27 protein-coding genes and 1 other annotated feature are annotated in these 26,548 nt (G+C 41.9%); of the genes, 18 read left to right on the forward strand and 9 right to left on the reverse strand.

Annotation, left to right across the window (positions count from 1 at the left end; all coding sequences use genetic code 11):
• Positions 1–304 precede the first annotated feature (304 nt).
• Positions 305–1,660, forward strand: coding sequence for a branched-chain amino acid transport system II carrier protein (brnQ, locus tag H4683_RS06945; protein WP_192598111.1), 1,356 nt, complete (start codon positions 305–307; stop codon positions 1,658–1,660).
• 48 nt (positions 1,661–1,708) lie between these two features.
• Here the strand turns inward: brnQ and H4683_RS06950 are convergent, their stop codons facing one another.
• The 3 genes from H4683_RS06950 to H4683_RS06960 all read right to left on the reverse strand — a co-directional run bounded on the left by H4683_RS06950 (position 1,709) and on the right by H4683_RS06960 (position 3,569).
• Positions 1,709–2,371: a GntR family transcriptional regulator gene (locus H4683_RS06950; RefSeq protein ID WP_192598112.1), complete on the reverse strand. Its 663-nt coding sequence runs from the start codon at positions 2,369–2,371 to the stop codon at positions 1,709–1,711.
• A gap of 89 nt (positions 2,372–2,460) precedes the next feature.
• Entirely contained in the window at positions 2,461–3,036 is a 576-nt protein-coding gene (locus tag H4683_RS06955) for a VanZ family protein (protein WP_192598113.1), read from the reverse strand.
• 17 nt (positions 3,037–3,053) lie between these two features.
• A complete protein-coding gene (locus H4683_RS06960) occupies positions 3,054–3,569 on the reverse strand; it encodes a GNAT family N-acetyltransferase (RefSeq protein ID WP_192598114.1) in 516 nt (171 codons plus the stop codon).
• Between the two features lie 125 nt (positions 3,570–3,694).
• Here H4683_RS06960 and H4683_RS21880 point away from each other — a divergent pair, with 125 nt between their 5' ends.
• The 3 genes from H4683_RS21880 (at position 3,695) to H4683_RS06975 (ending at position 5,921) form a co-directional block, all read left to right on the forward strand.
• Positions 3,695–4,156, forward strand: a complete 462-nt coding sequence (locus H4683_RS21880) for a 3D domain-containing protein (RefSeq protein ID WP_275403067.1) — start codon at positions 3,695–3,697, stop codon at positions 4,154–4,156.
• A gap of 112 nt (positions 4,157–4,268) precedes the next feature.
• Positions 4,269–4,991 carry an SDR family NAD(P)-dependent oxidoreductase gene (locus tag H4683_RS06970; protein ID WP_192598115.1) on the forward strand — a complete coding sequence of 241 codons (723 nt, stop codon included), beginning with the start codon at positions 4,269–4,271 and terminating at the stop codon, positions 4,989–4,991.
• 39 nt (positions 4,992–5,030) lie between these two features.
• The gene (locus tag H4683_RS06975) at positions 5,031–5,921 is read left to right on the forward strand and encodes a LysR family transcriptional regulator (protein WP_192598168.1); all 891 of its coding nucleotides are present in this window, start codon (positions 5,031–5,033) and stop codon (positions 5,919–5,921) included.
• On the opposite strand, the gene H4683_RS06980 is transcribed toward H4683_RS06975, so the two are convergent.
• The 3 genes from H4683_RS06980 to mnmL all read right to left on the reverse strand — a co-directional run bounded on the left by H4683_RS06980 (position 5,914) and on the right by mnmL (position 8,688).
• Positions 5,914–6,972 (reverse strand): YeiH family protein, encoded by a 1,059-nt coding sequence (locus H4683_RS06980; protein WP_192598169.1) that lies wholly within the window; start codon positions 6,970–6,972, stop codon positions 5,914–5,916. The genes H4683_RS06975 and H4683_RS06980 overlap by 8 nt on opposite strands.
• Positions 6,973–7,153: 181 nt before the next feature.
• On the reverse strand, positions 7,154–7,741 hold the full coding sequence (mnmM, locus tag H4683_RS06985; protein WP_192598116.1) for a tRNA 5-(aminomethyl)-2-thiouridylate-methyltransferase MnmM: 588 nt from the start codon (positions 7,739–7,741) through the stop codon (positions 7,154–7,156).
• Complete coding sequence (gene mnmL / locus H4683_RS06990) at positions 7,738–8,688, reverse strand: tRNA modification radical SAM protein MnmL/YtqA (RefSeq protein WP_420826547.1); 951 nt, start codon at positions 8,686–8,688, stop codon at positions 7,738–7,740. Before mnmL ends, mnmM begins: the two co-directional genes overlap by 4 nt.
• A gap of 155 nt (positions 8,689–8,843) precedes the next feature.
• On the opposite strand from mnmL, the gene H4683_RS06995 reads away from it, so the two are divergent.
• From H4683_RS06995 to leuS, 4 genes are all read left to right on the forward strand, one after another.
• Positions 8,844–10,028: an MDR family MFS transporter gene (locus tag H4683_RS06995; RefSeq protein WP_192598118.1), complete on the forward strand. Its 1,185-nt coding sequence runs from the start codon at positions 8,844–8,846 to the stop codon at positions 10,026–10,028.
• Positions 10,029–10,173: 145 nt separating this feature from the next.
• On the forward strand, positions 10,174–10,860 hold the full coding sequence (locus H4683_RS07000; RefSeq protein WP_192598119.1) for a CoA transferase subunit A: 687 nt from the start codon (positions 10,174–10,176) through the stop codon (positions 10,858–10,860).
• Between the two features lie 19 nt (positions 10,861–10,879).
• Complete coding sequence (locus H4683_RS07005) at positions 10,880–11,539, forward strand: 3-oxoacid CoA-transferase subunit B (RefSeq protein WP_192598120.1); 660 nt, start codon at positions 10,880–10,882, stop codon at positions 11,537–11,539.
• 41 nt (positions 11,540–11,580) lie between these two features.
• Positions 11,581–12,017, forward strand: a binding site (T-box leader).
• A 76-nt stretch (positions 12,018–12,093) separates the two neighbouring features.
• On the forward strand, positions 12,094–14,508 hold the full coding sequence (leuS, locus tag H4683_RS07010; protein WP_192598121.1) for a leucine--tRNA ligase: 2,415 nt from the start codon (positions 12,094–12,096) through the stop codon (positions 14,506–14,508).
• A 71-nt stretch (positions 14,509–14,579) separates the two neighbouring features.
• On the opposite strand, the gene H4683_RS07015 is transcribed toward leuS, so the two are convergent.
• Positions 14,580–15,851 (reverse strand): BaiN/RdsA family NAD(P)/FAD-dependent oxidoreductase, encoded by a 1,272-nt coding sequence (locus H4683_RS07015; RefSeq protein ID WP_192598122.1) that lies wholly within the window; start codon positions 15,849–15,851, stop codon positions 14,580–14,582.
• A gap of 121 nt (positions 15,852–15,972) precedes the next feature.
• Between H4683_RS07015 and H4683_RS07020 the strand changes: the two genes are divergently transcribed.
• Positions 15,973–17,586, forward strand: coding sequence for a putative polysaccharide biosynthesis protein (locus H4683_RS07020; protein ID WP_192598123.1), 1,614 nt, complete (start codon positions 15,973–15,975; stop codon positions 17,584–17,586).
• Between the two features lie 12 nt (positions 17,587–17,598).
• Entirely contained in the window at positions 17,599–18,318 is a 720-nt protein-coding gene (locus tag H4683_RS07025; protein ID WP_192598124.1) for a pseudouridine synthase, read from the forward strand.
• A gap of 284 nt (positions 18,319–18,602) precedes the next feature.
• Here the strand turns inward: H4683_RS07025 and H4683_RS07030 are convergent, their stop codons facing one another.
• The gene (locus H4683_RS07030; RefSeq protein WP_192598170.1) at positions 18,603–18,824 is read right to left on the reverse strand and encodes a DeoR family transcriptional regulator; all 222 of its coding nucleotides are present in this window, start codon (positions 18,822–18,824) and stop codon (positions 18,603–18,605) included.
• A 332-nt stretch (positions 18,825–19,156) separates the two neighbouring features.
• Between H4683_RS07030 and dat the strand changes: the two genes are divergently transcribed.
• The 4 genes from dat to H4683_RS07050 are packed head-to-tail and all read left to right on the forward strand — an operon-like array spanning position 19,157 to position 22,574.
• The gene (gene dat, locus H4683_RS07035) at positions 19,157–20,011 is read left to right on the forward strand and encodes a D-amino-acid transaminase (RefSeq protein ID WP_192598125.1); all 855 of its coding nucleotides are present in this window, start codon (positions 19,157–19,159) and stop codon (positions 20,009–20,011) included.
• Positions 20,012–20,044: 33 nt separating this feature from the next.
• Positions 20,045–21,022, forward strand: a complete 978-nt coding sequence (locus H4683_RS07040) for an NERD domain-containing protein (protein WP_192598126.1) — start codon at positions 20,045–20,047, stop codon at positions 21,020–21,022.
• Positions 21,023–21,047: 25 nt separating this feature from the next.
• Positions 21,048–21,695 (forward strand): tRNA (guanosine(46)-N7)-methyltransferase TrmB, encoded by a 648-nt coding sequence (trmB, locus tag H4683_RS07045; protein WP_192598127.1) that lies wholly within the window; start codon positions 21,048–21,050, stop codon positions 21,693–21,695.
• A 33-nt stretch (positions 21,696–21,728) separates the two neighbouring features.
• Positions 21,729–22,574, forward strand: coding sequence for a YtnP family quorum-quenching lactonase (locus tag H4683_RS07050; RefSeq protein WP_192598128.1), 846 nt, complete (start codon positions 21,729–21,731; stop codon positions 22,572–22,574).
• Between the two features lie 201 nt (positions 22,575–22,775).
• Here H4683_RS07050 and H4683_RS07055 read toward each other — a convergent pair whose 3' ends face one another.
• Positions 22,776–23,090, reverse strand: coding sequence for a hypothetical protein (locus tag H4683_RS07055; RefSeq protein WP_192598129.1), 315 nt, complete (start codon positions 23,088–23,090; stop codon positions 22,776–22,778).
• A gap of 174 nt (positions 23,091–23,264) precedes the next feature.
• On the opposite strand from H4683_RS07055, the gene H4683_RS07060 reads away from it, so the two are divergent.
• From H4683_RS07060 to ytpR, 4 genes are all read left to right on the forward strand, one after another.
• Positions 23,265–24,338: a M42 family metallopeptidase gene (locus H4683_RS07060; protein ID WP_192598130.1), complete on the forward strand. Its 1,074-nt coding sequence runs from the start codon at positions 23,265–23,267 to the stop codon at positions 24,336–24,338.
• A 192-nt stretch (positions 24,339–24,530) separates the two neighbouring features.
• Positions 24,531–25,049: a hypothetical protein gene (locus tag H4683_RS07065; RefSeq protein WP_192598131.1), complete on the forward strand. Its 519-nt coding sequence runs from the start codon at positions 24,531–24,533 to the stop codon at positions 25,047–25,049.
• A 49-nt stretch (positions 25,050–25,098) separates the two neighbouring features.
• A complete protein-coding gene (locus H4683_RS07070) occupies positions 25,099–25,917 on the forward strand; it encodes a DUF1444 family protein (protein ID WP_192598132.1) in 819 nt (272 codons plus the stop codon).
• Complete coding sequence (gene ytpR / locus H4683_RS07075; RefSeq protein WP_192598133.1) at positions 25,914–26,516, forward strand: YtpR family tRNA-binding protein; 603 nt, start codon at positions 25,914–25,916, stop codon at positions 26,514–26,516. The genes H4683_RS07070 and ytpR overlap by 4 nt, the downstream gene beginning before the upstream one ends.
• Positions 26,517–26,548: the final 32 nt, after the last annotated feature.

A 26,548-nucleotide genomic window follows, 5' to 3' on the forward strand; every position in this document is an offset into this window, starting at 1 on the left:
GGGCAAACGTTGAAACTGTGAGGGCAAACGTTGAAACTGTCATGGCCCGGTCGAACTGTCATGGCAAATCGCGAAACTGTGAGGGCGAACGTTGAAACTGTCATGGCCCGGTCAAACTGTCATGGCAAATCGCGAAACTGTGAGGGCAATCGAGGAAACTGTCATTGCCCGGCTGAACTGTCATGGCAATCATTTACAATGAAAAAGTTGCCGTTATATATTGTATTTCTGTCAAGAACAGCGTACTATTATTGACACCGATATATTGCATATAGGGTATTACATCAGAGGGGGAACTACAACTATGCAAACTAAGCTACCGTTTTCATCATATCTTGTTATCGGCGTTATGTTATTCGCCTTATTTTTCGGTGCAGGTAACTTAATCTTCCCAGCACAACTTGGTCAATATGCGGGGACAAATCTATGGCCAGCTATTATCGGATTTTTAATTACCGGCGTTGGGCTTCCTTTCCTTGGAATTTTGGCTATGGGTTTCTCGGGAAGCCTTAACTTGCAAGATCTTGCGAGTCGGATTCATCCAGTCTACGCTATTATTTTCACTTCACTGCTGTATTTGACGATTGGACCGTTTTTTGCAGCACCTCGGACAGGGGCAGTTGCGTTTGATGTGGGTATTGCACCATTTGTTTCACAGGGTTTCACACAGGTTGCATTAATTATTTTTACATTGCTGTTCTTCGGGAGTACGTTGTGGCTGTCACTCAATCCAGCAAAAATAGTCGATCGCGTGGGCAAGATACTTTCACCCGTGATTATCGTTCTTCTCCTTGTGTTGCTCGCTATGGTCGTTGTGAAGCCGATAGGAGCGATTCAATCCCCACAAGATGCTTATGCTAGCGGGGCATTTATGAAAGGCTTCACGGAGGGATATAACACGATGGATGCCCTTGCTTCACTTGTGTTCGGTATCATCGTCATCAACGTAATTCGGTCGATGGGCATCACGGATAAGCGTGGGATTCTAGCTGCTTCTGCCAAATCGGGTGCCGTTGCAACTGCATTCCTTGCAGTAATCTATGTTGGTATTGCTTACTTAGGAGCGACGAGCACGCAAGTCTTTGGTTTGTTTGAAAATGGAGGACCCGTTTTAAGTAGTGCATCTGCTTATTATTTCGGAACGTTTGGAACGGTCATGCTTGCAATTATTATCATTCTTGCCTGTTTGACAACGAGTATAGGCCTGATGATTGCCTGTGGAGAGTACTTCCATACACTCCTGCCGAAAGTCAGCTATAAGTTATTCGTCACGATTTTCACGACATTCTGTTTTGTCGTTGCGAATTTCGGTTTGTCGAACATTATTATTTACTCAATCCCAGTCTTAATGTTCCTTTATCCATTAGCAGTCGTATTGATGCTTCTAACGTTTTTGTCACCACTTTTCAAACATGCACGTATTGTATATGTAGCAGCAACGGCTGTTACATTCATGATTAGCATGATTGACGGAGTGAAAATGTTATGTGAACTTCTCAAAATTGATTATTTTATTTGGTTATCGCCGATTGTTTCACTTTATGAACGTATGTTACCGCTTTATAGTGAGGGGCTCGGTTGGTTGTTACCAGTATTTGTAGTAATAGTTGAAATAAGTATTTTATCTCGAATGCAAAGAGGATCTAAAGAATATATATAATGAAATGAAAACCCGGTTCCCTCATGAAAAGGGGCCGGGTTTTGTTAGTTATTCCTCTGTAAGTGAATGGAATTCGTCAATCGCACGTAGCCAGTTTTCTCGCATCACTGCCGAAACTTTTTCCCTGTCCCGTTCTTTCAGCAACTGGATAACTTCGTTATGTTCATCAATCGATTTTTCGGTTAAGATAATCGAGTTATGGAAGAACAATCGTCGAACATGTGCTTGCAGTGAAGCGGTTATTGAAGAAATATGTGGATTATTTGCTATATCGACGATGATTTGATGGAATTCTTCATCGATTTTTAAAGCATAAAAATAGTCTTTACTAAGGACCGCTTTTGCAAATCGTTTATTTGTATTTTCGAGCAGGACAAACGTTTCTTTTGAAAGATGTGGAATTGCCAGCTCGGCGGATAATGCCTGTAAAGCTGCAAGTGGAGGGAGAAGTTCTGTAATCGATTCTTTATCGACTTCCGTCACTTGCGTCGCTTTTCCGGGATACATCTTCACGAATCCCTGTACTTCCAGCAATTGTAATGATTCCCGGACGGGTGTTCTACTGACGCCCAACGCTTCAGCAAGATCAGTATCGTTCAACTTTTCTCCGGGGTACAAAGTCCCGTCGATAATCCATTGTTGAAGTTGGTTAAAGGCGCTTTCTTTTGCAGTTTTACGAATTGGTTTTGAGTGATTGGTGGGAATTGGCATTTTAAATCACATCCTGAATAAGTCATTATTGGTTTAGTATACAGGAAAGGGATTACAGAAGATAGGTATACAATATATCGCTTGCGGAATTATCTTCTTTTGAAAATCAAAGCTAAGTGGGGAACGCACTTCTTTGAGATGAAATAGATATAATACCCAATCATGCTTCCCAATGTATTCAACCAAAGATCATCTATATCGCTACTTCTAGCCTGGGTTAATTGCGTTATTTCAATGAAAAGCGAAATGCTGAGTCCGATAAGGGAGACTTTCCAAAAACGGTTGAACTTGTTCCATAATAATGGAAGCATAAAGCCGATGGGGATGAAAATACAGATATTCCCCAAAAAATTGATGATGAACGGCTGCCAAAAATTGAGTTCCGTAATGGCGTAATAATTATCTTGAAAAACGCGGAACGGTACAATATTTACATTTGAAAATGAGCGTGTAACAACAGGGCCTGTGTATAGAAAGGTCAATATTGTTTGTGAAAATAATGCTGTCATGAATAAAAGGAAAATAACCACACCGATTTCATGATAGTGGTTCACCTTTTCGACGCCCTTGAATTTATTGTAAAAGAGACGAAAGATGAGTATTACTGGTAACGCAATGAGCAAGTATGGGAGCATTGCCCCTATGTAACTTAAGATAGCCGTCATATAATCCACCTATTTTTTTATATTTTTCGTCTATATTTCAATGATATGTCTTGATCATCTTTTGTCGTACCGTATGAAAGCTCTTCGTATTGGAAAACGAATCCTCGTGCTTCGTAGAACGGGATGCCAAAGTCATTCCCTTTAGCAACGGCAACCCATTGTTCACTAGCTCCATACGTATGTTTTTGTATTTTTGTGAAGAAGTTGAGGAGTCTTGTTCCGATACCATTTCCACGTATATTTGGATCTAAATAAAGAACATAAATCTCACCGCATGTTCCATCCGTCATTCCACCACCAATCACTCCGACGACAAGCCCATTCATTTCAGCAATGAAATAACCATGCCATTCCTCGGAGATAGAGACGATTTCCTTCTGGATACGTTCCACATTGTAATAGTTGTCAATCAGGTTTTGTATATAGTCCTTGACAAAGAGCTTTTCGTATGTAAACCATTGACTTCGTTCTAACACGTCAGCAATGGAACTTGCATCATTTTTGTGTGCTCTTCGAATAGATACTGTTTCCATTATAAACCACTCGCTTTCTGTAATATAACGGCTGATTTTGTAATGTGAAAGGAGGATTCTTGTAACATCCCTGTAATATATCATTGATAACCTTAGTATAGACTAAATCGCAAGGAGTAGTGTAGTTGAGGAAATTTTTGGGTACAATCATCATTATAATTGCCTTATTGGTCAGTGGTGGGCATGAAAGCTATGCTACATCTTCAACATATACAGGTAAGAAAGCGACTACATCGAAAGATACTATAAAATCTGTAGCGAAAGCACCTTCAAAACCGGATACTGATAATGTAGTGAAGGAATTTACTGTTTCGGCAAGTGCATATACCGCAAACTGTAATGGATGTTCTGGAATTACAAAAACAGGCATTAACCTGAAACGTAATCCAGATATGAAAGTGATTGCAGTCGATCCGAAAGTCATTAAACTTGGAACAAAGGTATGGGTAGAAGGTTATGGCTATGCGATTGCCGGAGATAAGGGAGGTTCGATTAAAGGAAATGAAATCGAAGTATTTTTCTCGACGAAAGCTGAAGCCTATAAATGGGGCCACAAAAGTGTGAAAATCAAAATACTTGAAGATTAACTCATTGCCAACTTTCCTTCGGGGGAGTTGGTTTTTTTTATGCAAAGATAATGATACACTTAAGGAAGTAGTTAGTAGTTAGTTATTTCAAAATACGGAAGGGGAATGAATGATGAAAATATTTATTGTAACAGGTGCTTCGAAAGGGATTGGCTTGGAATTGTCGAGCCAGCTAAATGCAAAAGGAAATCGAGTAATTGGGATTGCGAGGACAAATCCAAGAAACGAGAAGGACTTTGTCTTAGCTGATTTATCGGCAACCACTCAATTGGATGGGCTGATAACCAAGTTGATTGACGAAAATAGTGTAAATACAACCTCGTTTACCTTGATTAATAATGCAGGAATGGTTGACCCGATTGGATTGATTGGAACTGTAAAATCAGAAGAAATAGAAAGTGCGATGGCGGTCAATCTAACTGCACCTATGATTTTGTCGAATGAATTCATTGCCAGTTTGAAAAGTTTTAAAGGAACGAAGCGAATCATAAATATTTCGTCCGGAGCGGGTCGTAATGCATATGAAGGGTGGGGAGCGTATTGCGCGACAAAAGCGGGAATGGATCATTTTTCGCGAGTCGTTGCGCTCGAACAGGCGAATGCGGAACACCCAGTGTCTATCGTTTCAATTGCGCCGGGAATCATTGATACAGGGATGCAGGAAAAGATACGTGCCAGTGATGGGAATACGTTTCCTTTATTGGATCAATTCATAGATTACAAAGAAAAGGGATTACTTAGCAGCGCGCAGGAAACAGCAAGGAAATTGATTGCATTTATGGAATCAGAACAGTTTTCATCGGCAGGAACAGTAGTGGACATCCGTGATTACTAAAAGCCAAAGATGCTAATGAATGACTAGAGGTGATGTATGATGGATCAACATTTAGTGGTCTTTGTTACGGTAGTGGAAAGACAGAACTTCTCACGAGCTGCAGAAGAACTGCATATGACACAGCCGGCAGTTAGTCAGTACATCCAAACATTGGAGCGGGAAACTGGAACTCGGTTATTGGAGCGGAGCAATAAATATGTGCGTTTGACTAAAGCAGGGGAAATTGTCTACTACCATGCAAAAGAAATCACCGGTCTGTATGACAAGATGCAGATGTTAGTGGATGATTTAACAAATAATGCAAAAGGTGAGTTGGCCATCGGGGCGAGTTATACATTCGGTGAGTACGTTCTACCCCATGTCATTGCTAAAATGCAAGACAGATATCCGCTCATTGATCCCACGATTTCAATTGGGAATACAAAAGAAATTGAAGAGCTTGTGCGTAATCACCAATTAGATGTAGGGATTGTGGAGGGGAAATTCGAAAGCAAAAGTTTAGTAATGGAGCCGTTTGCAGAAGATGCAATGTTTATTGTCCTGTCTTCGAATCACCGCTTCGCAAATCAAGAGAATGAAATCGTCCTTTCTGATTTAGCAGAAGAAACATGGATTGTTCGGGAAAATGGTTCGGGTACAAGGGCAGCGGTGGATGAAATGTTCCGCCTTTTTGAATTTGCCCCGAAAAAAATGATGGAATTCGGTAGTACGCAATTGATCAAAGAATCTGTAGAAGCGGGCCTTGGGATAAGCCTACTTTCGCAGTTGACTATCCGGAAGGAACTAGCATTAGGGACTTTACAAAAAATATGGGTGAAAGGTCTCCCTTTCACCCGTGAATTTTCAATCGTGACACAAACGCCATTTCAAACAAAATCTGTACAAGTTTTCTTGGAGTTAGTGCGTGATAATAACATTTTTTTCAAATAATAAAATAAGTCAACACAGATAGCAGTATGGACGTGATCGTCATCGCAATCAATGGTTTCAGTGCTTTTGTGCGTAAATCACGAAGGCTTACATTCAAACCAAGTCCTACCATCGCGGCAGTTAAACACCAAGTTGTTAAGGTTGAAACCCCATTTAAAAAACCTTCGGAAACAGGAATCGAATGACCAAGGACGTAGCTACCGAATAGGCTTAACGCTAAGAATCCGATTAAAAACCAAGGGAATTCGATTTTTGCATCTCCCTGATCTTTCCCAGCACTTTTCCGTTTCATGAGATACATGAAAATGAAGCATAGCGGGACAAGTAGAAATACTCGGCCTAATTTTGCGAGCAATCCAATTGCTAAGGCATCTTGTCCTGCTGGCGCTGTGGCTAAGGCGACGTGAGCAATTTCATGTAAACTAATTCCGGACCATATCCCATACTCGACAGCTGACATCGGCAGTAAAGGCCTTAAAATCGTATAACCAATTGCGAAAATCGTTCCGACAAGTGCAATGATTCCAACGCTTATCGCGGTATCATCATCTTTGGATTTAACGATGGGTGCAATCGCCGCAATGGCAGCTGCACCACAGATACCCGTTCCAACTCCTAAAAGAAGTGAAATCATTGGGTCGGCTTTCAATAATTTTGCCAGCCAGATTGTCAATAAAATCGCAAATACAATCACGGCAGCATCTCGGACGAGTAATCCAAGTCCGTCACTTAGAACTGTGCCAATATTTAATTTTAGTCCATATAAAATAATAGCGAATCGTAATAAGCGCTTCGATGAAAATGCAATTCCTGACCGTATGATTTCCGGATAGCCTAAAAATTGTCGATAGACGACGGCAATGAGGATCGCACATGCCAATTGTCCGACTTGATCCAATCCAGGCGCTCTACTAAGGAAGTAACCTAGAAGAGCGATGAGAAACGTAAATGCGATGCCGCCTAACCAAACGCTATAAGAGAATGGTTTTTTCTTTTGTGTGGAAGGTTTATGATTCGTTGTTGGTAGTATAATTTCGCTCTCGTTGTTCATATCCACATCTCCATAATGTATCTTTATCTTCAGCATACTGGAACATCCATTATAATAAAAATAAATTATAGTGATGATGACCATAAGTAAAGTTATATAGATGAAATTCTAATCCATATGAAAAAGGTGTCCGCTACATATTTAGCAGACACCTTTTTCATCTAAAATTCACGATGTATTTTTACTTAATCTGCCCAGGAATCTTAAAGTCTTTCAGCTTTTCAAGCAAAATGAGAAACGGAGGGTTATTGCGCTGATTAAACAGTTCGTATCGGACAACATGCACATCAGCTTGATGGAGGGTTTTCACATAAGCAAGCAGTGCATCCCGTTCTTCGTGTCCGCCTTCATGCCCGTCGTAAACGGATACTGCAATGAGTCCACCTTTTTTCAGCAATCCAATCATCGATTGGATTGCTTTAAGAGTGGAGTCAGGGCGTGTGACGATGGATAAATCCTCGCTATGTGGCAAATAACCGAGGTTGAATACAGCACCGCCGATTTCCAACGCTACATATTTTTCTACGTTTTCATGACTATCCAAAATAAGGGTCACTCGCTTATTTAATTCACCAAGTCGAGTAAAAGTGGAATCGAGTGCCGCCTGTTGGATATCAAAGGCATAGACATGTCCATTTTCACCGACTTGTTCAGCTAAAAACTCTGTGTCATTGCCGTTACCCGTAGTCGCATCGATAACAATTTCACCTGGCTGAATTGTTTCACTAAGTAACTTTCTAGCGTAGGGAAGAATACGAAGTAGTTTCATATCGATTCTACGTTTCCGGTATAGTGTTTTCCTTGCCAACTACCACGACGTTCAAGTTCCTTATCTATTCCATTCAATACTTCCCATTTGGTAACACTCCACATCGGCCCAATCATTAGTTCAATCGGTCCGTCGCCCGTAATGCGATGGATGATCATCTCAGGAGGCAGAATTTCAAGCTGATCTGCAACGAGGTTGATGTATTCATCTTTTTCAAGGAATTCAAGCTGTCCTTTTTCATATTGCTTCACCATTGGTGTCCCTTTTAATAGATGAAGAAGATGGATCTTGATGCCTTGGACATCGAGTTTCGACACTTCACGAGCTGTTTCCATCATCATATCGTAATCTTCCATCGGCAATCCATTAATGATATGTGTACAGACGCGTATCCCACGCTTGCGAAGCTTGTTCACACCTTCTACATACATATTGAAATCATGTGCGCGGTTGACGAGGTTTGCTGTCTTCTCATGGACAGTCTGTAGTCCGAGTTCAACCCATAAATAGGTCCGTTCGTTGAGCTCGGCTAAATAATCGACGACGTCATCCGGTAAACAATCTGGGCGTGTCGCAATGGATAAGGCGACAACACCTTCTTGTGCAAGGGCCGCTTCGAATTTCTCTTTTAATTTTGGAAGTGGTGCGTGTGTATTCGTATATGCCTGGAAGTAGGCCATATACTTTCCATCTTTCCATTTGATATGCATCTTGTCGCGGATTTCTGCAAATTGGACATCAATCGGATCGACCCGGTCCCCGGCGAAATCGCCTGATCCTGCAACACTACAAAACGTACAGCCTCCGAATGCGACCGTACCATCACGGTTGGGACAATCAAACCCCGCATCAAGCGCAACTTTAAATACTTTAAATCCGAACTCATCTTTCAAGTGACGTGACCATGTATGATAGCGTTTCCCTTCGGAAGGGAAAGGTAATGTTATTTTTTCCACACTGTTCAACTCCTCTAACAGTAGATTGTATCATGTTTTTAGTTGTTGCATCATCTGAATTGCGGAACTTCTTTCATTCATCTTGTAGAAGTTTAATAAAAAGAATAGACTTTTACTTATGTAATGAATGATCGGAGTGTGTGCTAATGCCTAAAAAAGTATGGCTTCTCGTTATCGGGATGTTCATCAACGTCATGGGAAATTCATTTCTTTGGCCATTAAATACAATCTATATGCATGATTATTTAGGGAAATCTCTATCCGTTGCAGGTCTTGTACTTATGGCGAACGCGGGTGCAGGTGTTGTAGGAAATCTGCTCGGCGGGTATTTGTTTGATCGTATAGGTGGATTTAAGTCAATCATAGGTGGAATCATTATTTCGATTATTGGCCTCATAGGACTCGTGTTCTGGCATGATTGGCCACATTATGTCTGGTTTTTGACACTTCTAGGGTTTAGTGGTGGAATTGTATTCCCGAGTATGTACGCTATGGTTGGAACCCTTTGGCCAGAGGGTGGCAGAAAAGCGTTCAATTCACTCTACTTAGCACAAAATCTCGGCGTTGCGTTTGGTCCAGCTTTAGCTGGGGTCGTTGCTTCCGTTAGTATTGATTATATATTCCCGGCGAATCTTTTCTTTTATGTGGTGTTTTTCTTTATTGCCATTTTTGGGTATAGGAAACTTGAAATTGCGCCGGATCGACATACAAGCGTTCTTAAAGCACAAAAGAAAATCCGTCATAAAGCACCATTTCATGCACTACTTATCATCTCGGGCGGTTATCTCATTATGTGGCTGGTCTATTCGCAGTGGATGTCTACGATATCTACGCATGCCTTGTCACTTGGAATCACATTAAAACAATACAGCCTTTTATGGACGATAAATGGCTTGCTGATTGTTATTGGCCAACCGCTGATTAAACCAATCATTACTCGGTTAGAGAACAATATCAAAACACAAATGCTTATCGGTCTTATTATTTTTAGTGTATCTTATATCGTCGTCGGTTTCGCAAGTTCGTTTACAATGTTCATTGTCTCGATGGTTATCCTGACGTTTGGAGAAATATTTGTTTGGCCGGCAGTTCCGACCATTGCGAGTCAACTTGCGCCAAAAGGAAGAGAAGGATTTTATCAAGGGATTGTCAATTCATTCGCGACGACTGGTCGGATGTTTGGACCGTTTTTCGGTGGCGTACTTGCAGATCAATATGGCATGCAGATAATGATTTTTATACTCACTGCATTTATGATTATCCCGATTATTACAAGTTATTTATATGACCGACCGCTGAAAAAGGCAGGCTATGAACCGGAGGACCATTAACTTGGTTGTCTGGTTTTCTTTTGATTGGAAGTCAATATTGATTGTTTCACTCTTTGTAGAATTCTTCTATCATTGCAACATCCTATGTAGTCTGATTTAATTAAAGAGAAGGATTATTACATACGATTCAAAAGGGGGATGTAGGATGAAACCGATTTATTCATCTGCAAAGGAAGCGGTTGCAAACATTCAAGATGGTGCAACACTAATGGTTGGTGGGTTCGGCTTGGTCGGAATACCAGAGCAACTTATTTTGGCGCTTGTCGAAAAAGGTGTAAAAGAGTTGACGGTCATTTCGAATAACTGCGGAGTCGATGAGTGGGGACTTGGACTGCTGCTAAAAAACAGACAAATTAAGAAAATGATTGGCTCTTATGTGGGAGAAAATAAGGAATTCGAACGTCAAGTATTGTCAGGTGAAATTGAAGTTGAATTGACACCGCAAGGAACACTTGCCGAGAAGATTCGTGCAGGTGGTGCTGGTATCCCAGCGTTTTTCACTCCGGCTGGTGTTGGAACGCTCGTGGCGGAAGGGAAAGAAATTCGCGTATTTGATGGCAAGGAGTATGTACTTGAAGAATCACTACGAGCGGATTTCGCGCTTATACGAGCAGCAAAGGCTGATAAATTCGGCAACCTGGTTTACAACAAGACAGCTCAGAACTTCAATCCAATGATGGCGGCGGCAGGTAGATTCACGATTGCGGAAGTTGAGGAAATCGTTGAAACGGGCGATTTAGATCCCGCGACGGTTCATACACCGAGCATCTATGTGCAAGGTCTAGTACAAGCGGACCAGGAAAAACGGATTGAACGACTGACGGTACAATAAGGGAAGGGGAATGGGTGAAATGGGACAAGTGAATATACGAGAAAGAATCGCAAGACGGGCGGAAAAAGAAATCGAAGACGGTAATTATGTCAATCTTGGTATTGGCATGCCGACACTCGTTGCAAACTATATTTCGGCCGATAAAACAGTCGTCTTGCAATCAGAAAACGGGTTACTTGGAATTGGACCTTATCCGACGAAAGATAAGGTCGATCCAGATCTCATCAATGCTGGAAAAGAAACAGTTACTTCGATTCCAGGATCAGCCTATTTTACTAGCGCGGAGTCGTTTGCGATGATTCGCGGGGGACATGTCGATGTAGCGATACTTGGCGCGATGGAAGTTTCCGAAAAGGGCGATTTGGCCAATTGGATGATTCCAGGCAAGATGATTAAGGGAATGGGCGGTGCGATGGATCTTGTGCATGGAGCGAAGAAAATTATTGTCATCATGGATCATGTCGCAAAAGATGGTTCTGCCAAGATTAAGAAGGAATGCTCGCTTCCGCTTACAGGGAAAGCTGTCGTCCATATGATCATTACGGAACGGGCATTGATTGACGTGACGCCTGAAGGTTTGGAATTAAAAGAAGTGTTCGAAGGATTTACAATCCAAGAAGTCGTTGATTCAACAGAAGCGGTATTGATTGTGAAGGACGTCATCGAAGGTGTAAATTGAAGTTGTAAAACGGACATATTTCGGGTAGACTAGGGTGAATAGCTTTGGCATTGAAGAGGATTAGTAATCTGTACGTTCGTTTATAGAGAGCAGGTGGTTGGTGCAAACCTGTACGACGATGATGAACTCGCCTCCGAGCCTGCATGGGTGAATTCAACTTGATTCAGCAAGGAATTCAAACTCCTTGCTGAATCAAGTTGGCCTCCGGCGGATGTCACAGATTTTGAAGGGAGTCAAGAGGGCAGTCTAATCTCGCGACGTCCTGTCGCAACAAAGAGGGATGTAGCTCAATCCCTCTCCACTGCATGACCTACATCCTGTAGGCCTCAAGCTCGATTCAAAATCTAGACGCAATTACGCCGAGACGCAATTGATTTAGTAACCCGTGCCGTTTTCCGCGTTAAGGAATCAAGTTGGGCGGCTTAGCCGTCAATTTGGGTGGCACCGCGGGAGCATGTATATAACTCTCGTCCCTTAGTTTTTTAAGGGACGAGAGTTTTTTTATGTCTAGCTTAAGCCATCAGCGCTTTTCTACTTACAAGGAGGAATTTCAAATGAGTTATAATCACGGACAAATTGAAAAGAAATGGCGTCAATATTGGAAAGACAACCAAACGTATAAGATGACGGATGATCCATCAAAACCGAAATTTTACGCACTGGATATGTTCCCTTATCCGTCAGGTGTCGGGCTTCACGTAGGGCATCCGCTTGGCTATATCGCGACGGATATTTTGAGTTCATTCAAACGGAAGCAGGGCTATAACGTCCTTCATCCGATGGGCTGGGATGCATTTGGTCTACCTGCAGAGCAATATGCGCTGGATACGGGGAATGATCCCGCTGAATTTACCGCAAAAAATATTGCAACGTTCAAGCGCCAAATGACGGATCTTGGATTTTCATATGACTGGGATCGGGAAATTAACACAACAGATCCGAGTTATTATAAATGGACACAATGGATCTTCATCCAACTGTACAATAAAGGTTTGGCCTACGTTGACGAAGTGGCTGTCAACTGGTGCCCGGCTCTTGGGACAGTGCTTGCCAATGAAGAAGTGATTGATGGCAAGTCCGAACGTGGTGGGCACCCGGTTGAGCGTCGCCCAATGCGTCAATGGGTGCTGCGCATTACAGAGTACGCAGATCGTCTACTTGAAGACCTTGATGACCTTGATTGGCCGGAAAGTTTGAAAGACATGCAACGGAACTGGATTGGCCGTTCAGAAGGGGCGCAACTGTCGTTTGATATCGATGGAACTGATCTATCATTTGAAGCGTTTACGACGCGTCCGGATACAATTTTTGGTGCAACGTATGCAGTGCTTGCGCCGGAACATAAATTAGTTGAACAAATTACAACTGCCGAGCAACAAGAAGCAGTTGCGGACTATCAAGATAAAGTGAAAACGAAAAGTGATCTTGAGCGAACAGACCTTGCGAAAGAAAAGACAGGTGTATTCACTGGTGCTTACGCAATCAACCCAGCAAGTGGCGACAAGATGCCGATTTGGATTGCGGACTACGTTCTAGCAACATATGGAACGGGCGCAATTATGGCTGTTCCTGCGCATGATGCGCGTGACTTTGAATTTGCGACAGAATTTAAATTACCAATCATAGAAGTCCTATCAGGTGGAGATATCTCGAAAGAGGCATTCCTTGGTGACGGAAAACATATCAATTCCGGATTCCTGGATGGCCTTGGCAAAGACGAAGCAATCGATAAAGCAATTGCCTGGTTCGTTGAAAAAGGCAAAGGCGATAAGAAAATCACCTTCCGTCTGCGCGACTGGTTGTTCTCAAGACAACGGTACTGGGGCGAGCCGATTCCAATCATTCATTGGGAAGATGGCACGATGACACCAGTTGATGAAGCTGACCTTCCACTTACATTGCCAGTGACGGATAATATCAAACCGAGTGGAACAGGTGAATCACCGCTTGCGAATATCGCAGAGTGGGTCAATGTTACACATCCTGAAACGGGCATGAAAGGCCGCCGCGAGACGAATACAATGCCACAATGGGCGGGTAGTTGCTGGTATTATTTACGCTATATCGATCCGAATAACGATGACATGATTATCGACCCGGAACTTGCGAAACGTTGGTTGCCGGCAGACATCTATGTAGGTGGGGCAGAGCACGCGGTTCTTCACCTTCTTTACGCAAGGTTCTGGCATAAAGTGCTATATGATATCGGTGTTGTTCATACGAAAGAGCCATTCCAAAAATTGTTCAACCAAGGGATGATCCTTGGTGAAGGCAATGAGAAAATGTCGAAATCGAAGGGCAATGTCGTGAATCCAGATGATATCGTTCATTCGCACGGGGCAGACTCCCTTCGCCTTTATGAAATGTTTATGGGACCGCTTGACGCATCAAAGCCATGGTCGACAAATGGCCTTGATGGTTCACGTCGTTTCCTTGACAGGATTTGGCGTCTATTGGTTAATGAAGATGGGACGCTGAGTTCGAAAATCGGCGGAAAAGCAGGTGGGGAACTTGAAAAAGTCTACCATCAGACTGTTAAAAAGGTGACAGAGGATTATGAGGGAATGCGTAATAATACAGCCATTTCTCAGATGATGGTATTCATTAACGAAGGCTATAAAGTCGATTCAATTCCGAAAGAATATGTCGAAGGATTCGTTAAAATGATTTCACCAATCACGCCGCATCTTGCCGAGGAACTATGGGAGAAACTCGGACATTCGAATACGATTACGTACGAAGCGTGGCCGACTTTTGATGAAGCGAAACTCGTCGATGATACAGTCGAAATGGCTGTTCAAATCAACGGTAAAGTCCGCGCGAAAATCGTCGTTTCAAAAGACGTTACAAAAGACGAACTAGAACTACTAGCACTTGAAGATAGCCATGTAAAAGAGTTTTTAGAAGGAAAAGAAGTGAAGAAAGTCATCGCGATTCCAGGTAGACTTATCAATATCGTTGCTCAATAAGTAGAAACAAATAGGGCTGTTAACTAAGTAGGGGATTTCCCGACTTAGTTAGCAGCCCTTTCATATTTCAGTTATGAACGATATCCTTCCGCATATTCCCCACTATTCATCCCAGCAATTCTGCCAGTAACGAGGGCGGAAGTGATATTATACCCACCCGTGTAGCCATGGATATCCAAGATCTCTCCGCAGAAATAAAGCCCATCTTTCATCCGCGAGGCCATTGTCTTCGGAACAATCTCTTTTACAGAAACACCGCCGCCAGTGACAAACGCCTTTTCAATCGGTTGTGAGCCATTGACTTTCATCGAGAAAGCTTTTAATAGCTTCGCTAACGAACGGATTTTTTCAGCGGACATTGGAGCGCCCGTTTCCGCTGGATCAATTCCTGCTTTATCGAATAAAAACAGAAGCCAGCGTTCAGGAGCGATTCCTTTCAACACATTTTTCACCGCTTTTTTCGGATCGTCTTTTACTAAGTCGTTAAGCAGTTGGAAAGCTTTTTCTTCATTCATAGAAGGAAGGGAATCGATACGCATTTCAACGGGCTGGTTGCCGTTTTTCATACGTTCCTTCACGACGAATTGACTACACCGCAAAATGGCGGGACCACTCAACCCGAAGTGGGTGAAGAGCATGTCCATTTGGTGAGTAACCAGCGTTTTGCCTTTCGCATTCAACACAGATACAGCGACGTCACGTAGGGCAAGCCCTTGTAACTCTTTCGATGCGATAAATGGTTCATTTGACAACAAGGGTACTTCGGTCGGATAAAGCACCGTTACCGTATGTCCTGCTTTCTCTGCCCAAGGGTAACCGTCTCCAGTCGACCCAGTTTGTGGAACCGCCTTACCACCTACCGCAATTACGACGGCGTGCGAAAGGATTTCTTCACCTGAATCCAACCGGACGCCAAGAATTTTTTCATCATCCATCATTAATTTTTTTACACGCGTTTCCAACTTCACTTCAACTTGTAACCGATCCATTTCCGTAAGCAAAGCATTGACAACATCCTTTGCTTTATTTGAAACAGGAAACATTCTGCCATGATCCTCTTCTTTCAACGCTACACCGAGTCCTTCGAAAAATCCGATAATGTCCTCATTATTGAAGACAGAGAAGGGACCGTATAGAAATCGTCCGTTCCCAGGAATGTTTCTAACAATCTCTTCTTGCGGCAGGCGATTCGTGACGTTACACCGTCCACCCCCTGATATGGCTAACTTGGTACCAAGTTTTTTTCCTTTTTCAAGAAGGAGAACTTTCCTTCCATTTTCAGCAGCGGCGATTGAAGCCATCAATCCTGATGGACCCCCGCCGATAACAATGACGTCATACATATATAGAAACCACACTTTCGATTTTTCTCTATTATACACAAATCTTGGTTAAGCATTGTGAAATGGAGGGCTGGAGGGTAAAATGAATGAGTAGATTTATGGAGATTGGAAGGATTAACTTATGTCATCAAATCTGATAAAAGGAACAGCTATCTTAACAATTGGTCTGTTTCTTTCAAAAGCGCTCGGTCTGTTGTATGTCATTCCGTTATATGCCATTGTTGGGAAAGGAAGTATGGAGTTATATCAATACGCATATGTACCCTATAATATTGCGTTGGCAATTGCTATCTCAGGTGCACCACTTGCTATCTCGAAATACGTCTCGAAATATAATGCGCTTGGAGATTATGCGACCGGACGAAAACTACTAAAGTCCGGAATGGTCGTCATGGCTATCTCTGGGGTTGTATCGTTCCTCGCCCTTTATTTTTTAGCTGAGCCGATTGCAAACCTTGTACGTAAAAGTGATGAACAAATTTTTACAGTGGCTCAGATTACAAGTGTAATCCGCTGGGTAAGTTTTTCGTTACTTGTTGTTCCATTAATGAGTATTGTTCGCGGATTTCTTCAAGGGTATAAGAAAATGGAACCGACCGCCGTTTCGCAACTGGTTGAACAGATTGTTCGAATCATCGCGGTTCTAGCAGGCGCTTTCATCGTCGTCAATTATATGAATGAAACCACTGAAAAGGCCGTTAATTTTGCGGTGTTTGCAGCTTTCATTGGCTCGATTGCAGGCCTTGCCGTTCTTTATTGGTATTGGAAGAAGTATAAGCCGGAGTTTGACCATCTTCTTTCCACAAGTACAGCGTCTACGGGTGATGTCTCATTTGGCACAATGTATAAAGAATTATTCTCTTTTCTGTTACCCTTCATTCTCGTAGGTGTTATTAATCCACTTTATCAATTTGTTGATATGATCACGTTTAACGGTGCGATGGAATCGATTGGCTTGGCAAGTGTTACGGATAACTATTTAGGTATGCTGAATTTGTTTACACATAAGGTCGTCATGATTCCTGTTATGGTTGCAACTGGATTTTCAATGGCACTTATCCCAGTCATCACCGCTTACAATGCAAAAAATGACCAAAAAGGAATAACCCATTCATTGGATCAAACCTATCAGATCATGCTATACCTAACGATTCCTATGGTAATTGGAATCATGGTGCTGTCAAAAGAACTCTATCACATGCTTTTTGAAAAAGATTTTATGGGCGCTGAGATACTCGCTAACTATGCACCAGTAGCGATTCTATTTGGATTGTATTCGGTGACAGCGGCGATTTTACAAGGTATTGACCGTCATAAGTGGATTATTTTCACATCATTGCTTGGACTGCTTCTTAAACTAGCACTGAACATTCCACTCATTAAATTATTTGAAACGGATGGAGCGATTCTAGCAACGTCGATTGGGTATATGACCGCAGTTGGCATTAATATTGCAATCATAACGAAGACGCTTAATTATAGATCTCAAATGGTGTTCAGAAGAATTGTTCTTATCGTATTTTTAAATTTGATCATGTTCGTTGTAGTATTCTTTACATTGAAAGGTCTAAATACGGTTAGTCCGGTCGCTGGTAAGATGCATGCATTGCTGTATGTTTTTATCTGTGGAGTAGTTGGCGTAATCGTATATGGCTATCTGTCTCTCAAGACAGGGCTCGCAGAAAAATTGTTTGGCGATCGTTTGACGAGACTGACAAACAAGTTGAAGTTATAGGAGGTTATCACTATGCGGTTAGATAAATTATTATCGAATATGGGATTCGGATCTCGAAAAGAAGTTCGGATTTTATTGAAAAAAGGAACAGTCCGGTTGAATGCAGAACCTATTAAAGATGCCACAGCACATATTAATCTCGAGTATGATGAAGTAACTGTTCTCGGGGAACGCGTTGTCTATAAGGAATTTATCTACCTGATGATGAATAAACCACAAGGCGTACTATCAGCGACGGAAGATAGGAAAGACCGGACTGTCATTGATCTATTGGATGCGGAAAATCGTCGTTTCGAACCGTTTCCTGTGGGTAGGTTGGATAAAGATACTGAGGGTTTCTTATTGCTAACGAATGACGGCAAGCTTACGCATAATCTGTTATCCCCGAAAAAAGGGGTTTCGAAAACGTATTTTGCCCATATTGATGGGATTGTCACAAATGACGATATTGAAAGATTTGCTGAAGGAGTCACGCTGGAAGACGGCTATTTGACGAAACCAGGCAAGTTAGTCATTTTGAAATCGGCGGATGTGTCCGAAATCGAATTGACGATTACAGAAGGAAAGTTCCATCAGGTGAAACGAATGTTTGAAGCAGTTAACAAAAAAGTGATCTATTTGAAGCGCTTGTCGATGGGGCCACTTGCATTGGATGAAAATCTAATCCTTGGCTCTTATCGGGAACTGACCAAAGAGGAACTGAAACTGCTAACAGAAGCTTCTTCACAATAACAAAAGTGCAAGCGCCCGTATAGAGGCGGCAGGCATAAGACGGGCTGGCAAAGCGTCGTTCTTAGCCGAATTAGCCGGATTAGCTTGTGACCTGAGCCTAGGACGTGGAATAACTCCTTTAGCGGGTGATCAATTAGCCTAGAGCTCTATAGTATCCTACACAAAAAAGGGCTGAGCCGTTACGATACGGTTCAGCTCTTTATCGTTTGGGCAAAGCCCCAGCACGGACGAGGCGCTGGGGCTTTGGATGTTACATCTAGCTTTAACGCTTGGATGCTTGCAGGTCAAGAAGATAATTTCACTTTTTTTGCTGTCGTCGTCCATTTGCCGCGAACGGGACTCGTGATAAGCTCGTTGTACTCTAGGACGTTTAGATCCCGTTGGACGGTGCGGTGAGTGATGCCAAATTCTTCGACCAGATTGTCTGTTGTAACGGTACCGTTATCTAGAATGTAAAGATAGACATCCTTGATGCGGGTAAGCATACGATCAGTAGCAGGTTTCAATTGTGGAATCACTCCTTCATCTTCATTTTCCAGAATAGTAATGGTCATGAGACTTATGAATGTTGCCTATAGCTTTTGAAATTATTCCTGACACTGCACATCCTTTCCACTAAAGAAAGTTGTCAGAACAAATCTTCTGACAATACTAGTATAACGTATTTTGAAGTTGTTTGCATAAATTTATTGTAAAGAATCAGGTAAATTATAATCTCCTTTATTTTATTAGCGTAACGTGTGAGAATAGAAGATGTGTTAGAAAAGGTGTTCTAAACGATAGGTTGGAAAAGTGTGGCGTTAGTAATCGGAAATTTAGAAGGAGACGGGGAAGGCATATGACGATTTATTTTATCGACGGACAGTTCACGGAACGTGATGGATTAAAGATTTCGATTGATGACCGAGGTTATTATTTTGGTGATGGTGTGTATGAAGTGATTAAAGTATATGGTGGAAAATTATACACTGCGAAAGAACATATCAATCGATTATTTCAGAGTGCTTCAAAGATAAAAATAGCAATACCTTATGAGGAAACGCAGTTCATGGAAATTGCCAATGAATTGATTAGTACGAATAAAATTTTAGATGGTCATATATATATTCAAGTGACACGCGGGTCATCCCCGAGAACTCATCATTTCCCACAACCGGCTGTTACGCCTGTCGTTTCTGCTTATGCGGTAAGCAATCCACGACCTGTAGCTGCAATAGAAAACGGCGTGTCGGTCAAAACAGTTGAGGACGTCCGCTGGTTACGCTGTGATATCAAGAGTCTAAACTTGCTGGGGAACGTCCTTGCGAAACAAGAGGCACATGAAGCAGGCTGTACCGAGGCACTCCTTCATCGGAATGGACTGGTTATGGAAGGGTCGTCATCGAATATGTTTGGCGTAAAGAATGGCAAAGTCTATACACATCCTGTGACAAATCTAATATTGAATGGGATTACGCGTCAAGTTGTGCTAGCTTTATGTAAAGACCTTGGGATTTCAGTGGATGAAAAACCATTTACACTTGATGAGGCATTTGAAATGGATGAATTTTTCTTGACGTCTACAACTTCAGAAATAACACCGATTACATCAATTGACGGTAGTAAAGTTGGTTCAGGACAGCCGGGGCCACTTACAGTAAAGTTACAAAAGGCATTTGCTTTACAAATTCCATCGTTTATTATGGGTGAATAAATAGTATAAACTGCGTGATTGGAGTGATTTGAGATGGCACAACTTATAAAACTGCTTGATTATATATCCCGTTATGAAAATGACTTGTCCCGCTATCCAACTCAGTATATCCGATTGAAGAGATATCAATGGGAACGTATGAAAACCCAATGGGAAAATGGAATAGATTTATCTGAATGGCAACAGAAGTCTGATGAAGAAGTAGAAGAACCAGAAGAGGGAAATTGGTTTTCCCCTCTTTTTCGGTTGTTCGGTAAACGTAAAATCGATTCGGAATATGAGAATTTTGATGTTGGAAAAGATACAGAAGAACCGCAGGAGGATATTTTTGATTTCAATCCGGATCTCGTCTATACACCTTCGAGTCTCGAACAATTAAGGAAACTTTATCTGGATCAGCTTTTTCATTTTCAAATCAAGTGGGCAAGTTCGACGTTAATGGATAAGTCCAGAGTGGATCCGCGCTATATGCGTGATTCATTGCTGCGTGATTTTGCGCAATTGCTACCGGATAGTTATTTGTTGTTCTACTATCCGATTTTAATGTTGAAGAAAGCGCCAGTTGAGCTTGAAATTGTTATTGTCACTCCAGTAGAGTGCATGTGCATCACAGTACTTGAACGTGAGAATCATGCGGCGTTTATAGGCAGTAGCGATCGATTCTGGGTGAAAAAGTTAGGAGACAACGAGTCGAAAGTGCTTAATCCTATCATTGGACTTAATAGGATGGGGAAAATCGTTTCTGGGATTTTAAAGAAAAATGACATTAACTTTCCTGTTAAAAAATATTTGCTATCCCGTAACGGCTATATCGATTCTCCTGGGACATCATTTGATATCGAAATTATCGATCGAAGAACCTATGATAAATGGTTTGCAATACTTCAGAAATCAGCAGTTCCGATGAAATCAACACAATTTAAAGTGGCACAGTCAATTCTTGATATCGGGCAAACAACGACAATTAGCAGATTGTTTGAACAGGATGAAGAAAATCTAGAAATAGAATAAATTGTAAAAGAAGAGAGTGTATATAATGCGGCTTCGCAATAAACCTTGGGCGAGGGACTTCATGGCAGAACATTCTGATGTCCTCCTTGCAGAACCTGAAAAAATGAATAATGGTTGGCATGGTCTTTTTGGAAATGGAAATCCAATCCATATTGAAGTTGGCACAGGGATGGGTCAATTCATAATCGGTATGGCACTTGCCAACCCGGACGTAAATTATATTGGCATTGAGCATTTTGATAATGTCATCGTATCCGCTCTTGAAAAAGTGATTGATGCGGGTAAACCATCGAATTTACGCCTTTTTAGGGCGAACGGCATGGATCTTGTCGATATTTTCTCAGAAGGGGAAATCGATCGTGTGTACTTGAATTTTTCTGATCCATGGCCGAAAACAAGACATGTTAAACGGAGATTAACGCATGAAACATTTTTAAAACTCTACGAGGCTGTGCTTATACCTGGAGGGGAAATCCACTTCAAGACGGATAACCGATTGTTGTTCGAGTATTCGCTTGTTTCCATATCGAGTTATGGTATGAAGTTACGTGATGTGTCACTCGATCTGCACGCGGCAATGCCCAAAGATAATATCATGACGGAATATGAAGAGAAATTTTCCGCCAAAGGGCAACCGATTTACCGATTGGAGTCACAATTCAATAATTTATAATTAAGAGCCAAAAGGGAAGGGGAGGATATGTAGATGGATACATACACATTTCACGATATGAAATTGACGTGGCTTGACGGGGGAGTCAACTATTTGGATGGCGGGACGATGTTCGGTGTCGTTCCAAAAGCACTTTGGTCACGCCGTTATGAAGTGGATGAAAATAACTTAATCGAGCTGCGTACCGACCCTATCTTCATTCAATACGAAGGTAAAAATATTTTGATAGACACAGGTATCGGAAAAGGGAAGCTCACTGAAAAGATGAGGCGTAACCTGGGGGTGCGAGAAGAAACCAAAGTCGAAGAGGAACTTGCGAAACTTGGCTTAAAACCTGGAGATATTGATATCATACTAATGACACATTTGCATAATGATCATGCGGCCGGTCTGACAGAATGGCAAGGGGACAAGCTCGTCTCGGTTTTCTCGAATGCCGATATCTACGTTTCCAAAATTGAATGGGATGAAATGCGTAATCCGAATATCAGATCCAGGAATACATACTGGAAAGAAAATTGGGAGTCTGTTCAACAACAAATAACAACATTTGATGGACAGCTGACCGTTCACTCTGGTATTGAAATGATTCATACAGGCGGTCACAGTGAAGGTCATAGCATTATCAAATTAACACAAAATGGTGAAACAATCCTCCACATGGGTGACATTATGCCTACACATGCCCATAGTAATCCATTATGGGTACTAGCATATGATGATTACCCAATGACTTCAATTTTTATGAAAGAAAAATTGATGAAAAAAGCTTTACCAGAAGGATATAAGTTCATCTTTTACCACGACGCATTCTACCGGTTGGTGCAATGGGATGAAAGCGGCAAGGAAATAGTGGATTCCGTTAAACGTTCACGTTGAAGTGAAAAACCGTCACACAACTGAAATAATTCGGTTGTGTGACGGTTTTTTCATTGTCCAGACTCTGGCACCAACCGCTCGGGTCGCTTCGGTCTTGCTGATAAAGGAAAAAATCGCCATTATCTTCAAGTCTTCCGGCAGGGAGGGATTTGACTTCATCCCTCTTAGCTATCGCGTCTAGATGGCGCCCTGTGCTTTTTTCTAAATTTTAACCAATTCAACGATGGTACCTGTTTTTGCATCCGCTGTAAATTCGAATTGCTCGAGCTCGCCGTCCTTAATGCGTGAAATACCGCCACGGTAAACGTTCATGGTAATAACATTGTTTTTGTATGGCTCAGTTTTCATGACAATCCATGATCCATCTATCGGACCTTCACTTTTGAAAGCAACTTTAATTGTGTTTAAGACAGAGTCCGCTGCAACATTTGGGTTCACTCGGTCAATAGCTTCATTGACAATGAATCCAGCTGCGACACCTGTTAATACACCTGCTAGGAAATCTTTCAACTTCATAATTGTACAACCCCCTAAATTATTCTTTCAAACAGTGTACCACATTTCGACCAATAGGTCAGATTCAGTAGTCAATGTCATTAATAATTCGGGTTCCTAAATAAAATAATGGAAACAGTTAGAATAACCATCTATAATAGGCAATGTACAAACAATTATAGGAGGCTATATTTGATGAATAAAGAAACTCTTGAAATGTTCAGAACGTTAACCGAGCTACCTGGTGCTCCAGGTAATGAGCGTGAAGTCCGAAAATATATGCGAAGCGAACTTGAAAAGTATTCCGATGAATTGATCCAAGATAATCTCGGAGGCGTGTTCGGCATCAGAAAAGGACCTGAAGACGGTCCAAGGATAATGGTTGCTGGCCATATGGACGAAGTCGGCTTCATGGTAAGTGGAATTACGGATAACGGAATGATTCGATTCCAACCGCTTGGTGGATGGTGGAGCCAAGTACTACTTGCACAGCGTGTCGAAATCATTACAGCTAATGGCCCGGTTATCGGTGTTATCGGTTCAATTCCACCTCATCTACTTAGTGATGAAATGCGGAACAAACCGATGGATATCAAAAATATGCTAATTGACATCGGAGCAGATGATAAGGAAGACGCGAAAAAAATCGGTATTCGCCCTGGTCAACAAATTGTCCCTGTTTGTCCTTTTACACCGATGGCCAATAACAAAAAAATCCTCGCGAAAGCATGGGATAATCGATACGGTTGCGGACTTGCGATTGATCTATTGAAAGAAGTACATGGTGAAAAGCTACCGAATAATTTATATTCCGGTGCAACCGTTATGGAAGAAGTCGGACTTCGTGGAGCGCAGGCCGCTGCAAGGATGATTGATCCAGATCTATTCTTTGCGCTTGATGCCAGTCCTGCAAATGACGCTTCGGGCAATAAAAACGAGTTCGGTCAACTAGGCGAGGGAATATTGCTTCGTATTCTAGACCGTACAATGGTGACACACCGCGGTGTACGTGAGTTTATTTTAGATATGGCTGAAACACATAAAATACCTTATCAGTATTTCATTTCACCAGGCGGTACGGATGCAGGAGCGGTTCATGTATCGAACGAAGGTGTCCCAAGTGCGGTCATCGGTATTTGTTCACGTTACATTCACACGTCAGGATCCATCATCCACACGGACGACTATGCAGCAGCGAAAGAGCTCCTTGTGAAGCTAGTCAAAGCATGTGATAAAACAACAGTTGAAACAATTAAAAGCAATGTATAATTGAAATCACCGCCCCTCACATCTGTAATGGAGTGCAAGGGCGTTTTCTATTGGATGGAATAAAAAATCAGGCTAGCGAACAGACCCTGCTGAAGTGCTCTTTGAAAGCTCGCTAAACCCCAATGGTTGCAACTGACTGCCAACAACATTAAAATGGATATGAAGGCTAATTTATTGATTGGGGGAGATCGATTGTTCCGACAATGGAAATTCATATTCCTATTAGCACTGTCCTTATCACTACTTGTGGGATGTGGACGCTCGCTTGACGAAAGGGCGACTGCTGGCATCGAGGCTACGAGAGAAATATTTGATACGAACGATAAGCATCATACGGATGAAATTGAAGGCGTCAAACTATATAAGCCTGCGGGATTTGAGATTAATGAAAACTCAGACGCTCAAAATATCGTCTTCACAAAAAATGACGAACCATTCATTCTTTTTATCAATCCAAATGAAGCAAGTGATAGTGAACTGTTTTATAACTTACTTCTTGCAGATGAAAATAAAGAAATTATCGAGCAAGCTACTTTCAGTGACAAGGGCATTTTTGGTTTTGCTGCTGTAGTGAAAAGTGAGGATGGTCATATAGAACTTATTACAAGCGTTGGTGGAACTAAAATGACAACAGTAACAAAACAGAACAACATTGAAGAGAACATGGCTAGGATGATGGAAATCGTGCGTTCAATTAAGCAAGGTACCTGAAGTGACGAGGTGCCTTGCTCTTGTCTAAAATGAATGGAGGTATTTTTACATGAATTCAGAACAACTTATTGAAACTTTAAAAAAATATCTTCCGTCCGAACATTTTCAATGGCGTTTTGATCGCAAAACGGATAAAGTCCGGCTCGAACATACAGTTTTAAAAAAAGGGATGGATATTTCCCTTCCAGAAATCCTTGTGAAGTATGAACGTGAAAAAGAAGCGGCAATCGAAGAAGTTGTCTACATAATTGGTGAAACATTTAACGCGATGGAGAAAGAACAATTGGAAGGGTTTTCAGGAAATAATGTGATTTACCCAGTCATCAGGTCAACCTCGTTCCCAGAAGAATCCTCGGCGGGGCACCGTTTTTTGATGAAGGAGCATACGGCCGAAACGCGTATTTACTATGCGCTTGATTTGGAAACGACATACAGATTAATCGATGAAAGTATGCTGGACACTATCGGATTATCTGAAACGGAAATAATGGAATCCGCATTATTTAGGGTAAGGGCGTTACCTACTGCAATGAAACAGGACGTAGTTTCGGATAACATCTATTATTTCATCAATAATAATGACGGTTATGATGCAAGTAGAATTTTAAATAATGCGTTTCTAAAAGACATGGAAGGCAAGATAGAAGGCCATATGACCCTCTCTGTGCCCCATCAAGATGTACTTATCATTGGTGACATCCGAAACGACACAGGCTATGATGTACTTGCACAAATGACGATGCATTTTTTCACGACAGGGGCTGTACCTGTAACATCGTTATCATTCATCTATGAAGATGGAAAAATCGAACCAATTTTCATTATGGCGAAAAATCGTTTGGCAAGAAGGGAAGGAAAGAAAAAATGAACCTATTTTACAACATGAACGGTGTGGGGGATGTGCTACTTATCCAGCTTACGCCAGTACGTCCGAAATCGATTGCTACAAAATCAGCAGGGGATGTCACGCTGATTTACGATGAGGGGACTGATGAGTTGGTTGGTCTTAACCTTTTCAATGCATCCACTTATGTCAATGTCGATACAGTTGGGAAAGTTGAATTGTTAGTAGAAACGGTCAATCAAATTCAAGAGGCGCTTCATAAGAACAATGTAGATGTGGAATTAGACGTGGATTTTTCACCAAAATTCGTGATCGGACATGTGTTGAAGAAAGAAAAACATCCGAATGCAGATAAGTTGAATGTTTGTACAGTTGATATTGGAAGCGGAACTGTGCAGATTGTTTGTGGTGCACCAAACGTCGATGAAAACCAGAAGGTCGTCGTAGCAAAAGTCGGTGCAGTCATGCCCTCTGGAATGGTTATCCGTGACGCAGAACTTCGGGGTGTTCCTTCGGCCGGAATGATTTGTTCAGCCAAGGAACTTGCTTTGCCAGATGCTCCTGAAGAGAAAGGAATTCTCGTCCTAGATGTCAACGCGATAACGGGAGAAGTATTCATGTGAATGTTCAGAAAAACGTACCTAATTGGTACGTT

This window comes from Sporosarcina limicola (genome assembly GCF_014873855.1).
GTDB classification, from domain to species: Bacteria; Bacillota; Bacilli; order Bacillales_A; family Planococcaceae; genus Sporosarcina; species Sporosarcina limicola.

Excerpts from the sequence above, each read along its gene's own strand:
- H4683_RS06995 (WP_192598118.1), top strand. The coding sequence starts at position 8,844 with ATGCCTAAAAAAGTATGGCTTCTCGTTATCGGGATGTTCATCAACGTC.
- H4683_RS06970 (WP_192598115.1), top strand. The coding sequence starts at position 4,269 with ATGAAAATATTTATTGTAACAGGTGCTTCGAAAGGGATTGGCTTGGAA.
- trmB (WP_192598127.1), top strand. The coding sequence starts at position 21,048 with ATGCGGCTTCGCAATAAACCTTGGGCGAGGGACTTCATGGCAGAACAT.
- dat (WP_192598125.1), top strand. The coding sequence starts at position 19,157 with ATGACGATTTATTTTATCGACGGACAGTTCACGGAACGTGATGGATTA.
- H4683_RS06950 (WP_192598112.1), bottom strand. The coding sequence starts at position 2,371 with ATGCCAATTCCCACCAATCACTCAAAACCAATTCGTAAAACTGCAAAA.
- H4683_RS07000 (WP_192598119.1), top strand. The coding sequence starts at position 10,174 with ATGAAACCGATTTATTCATCTGCAAAGGAAGCGGTTGCAAACATTCAA.
- H4683_RS06980 (WP_192598169.1), bottom strand. The coding sequence starts at position 6,972 with ATGAACAACGAGAGCGAAATTATACTACCAACAACGAATCATAAACCT.
- leuS (WP_192598121.1), top strand. The coding sequence starts at position 12,094 with ATGAGTTATAATCACGGACAAATTGAAAAGAAATGGCGTCAATATTGG.
- H4683_RS07025 (WP_192598124.1), top strand. The coding sequence starts at position 17,599 with ATGCGGTTAGATAAATTATTATCGAATATGGGATTCGGATCTCGAAAA.
- mnmM (WP_192598116.1), bottom strand. The coding sequence starts at position 7,741 with ATGAAACTACTTCGTATTCTTCCCTACGCTAGAAAGTTACTTAGTGAA.
- H4683_RS07070 (WP_192598132.1), top strand. The coding sequence starts at position 25,099 with ATGAATTCAGAACAACTTATTGAAACTTTAAAAAAATATCTTCCGTCC.
- H4683_RS07060 (WP_192598130.1), top strand. The coding sequence starts at position 23,265 with ATGAATAAAGAAACTCTTGAAATGTTCAGAACGTTAACCGAGCTACCT.
- H4683_RS07005 (WP_192598120.1), top strand. The coding sequence starts at position 10,880 with ATGGGACAAGTGAATATACGAGAAAGAATCGCAAGACGGGCGGAAAAA.
- H4683_RS06975 (WP_192598168.1), top strand. The coding sequence starts at position 5,031 with ATGGATCAACATTTAGTGGTCTTTGTTACGGTAGTGGAAAGACAGAAC.
- H4683_RS07040 (WP_192598126.1), top strand. The coding sequence starts at position 20,045 with ATGGCACAACTTATAAAACTGCTTGATTATATATCCCGTTATGAAAAT.
- H4683_RS07020 (WP_192598123.1), top strand. The coding sequence starts at position 15,973 with ATGTCATCAAATCTGATAAAAGGAACAGCTATCTTAACAATTGGTCTG.
- H4683_RS07050 (WP_192598128.1), top strand. The coding sequence starts at position 21,729 with ATGGATACATACACATTTCACGATATGAAATTGACGTGGCTTGACGGG.
- H4683_RS06955 (WP_192598113.1), bottom strand. The coding sequence starts at position 3,036 with ATGACGGCTATCTTAAGTTACATAGGGGCAATGCTCCCATACTTGCTC.
- brnQ (WP_192598111.1), top strand. The coding sequence starts at position 305 with ATGCAAACTAAGCTACCGTTTTCATCATATCTTGTTATCGGCGTTATG.
- H4683_RS07015 (WP_192598122.1), bottom strand. The coding sequence starts at position 15,851 with ATGTATGACGTCATTGTTATCGGCGGGGGTCCATCAGGATTGATGGCT.
- H4683_RS06960 (WP_192598114.1), bottom strand. The coding sequence starts at position 3,569 with ATGGAAACAGTATCTATTCGAAGAGCACACAAAAATGATGCAAGTTCC.
- H4683_RS07055 (WP_192598129.1), bottom strand. The coding sequence starts at position 23,090 with ATGAAGTTGAAAGATTTCCTAGCAGGTGTATTAACAGGTGTCGCAGCT.
- ytpR (WP_192598133.1), top strand. The coding sequence starts at position 25,914 with ATGAACCTATTTTACAACATGAACGGTGTGGGGGATGTGCTACTTATC.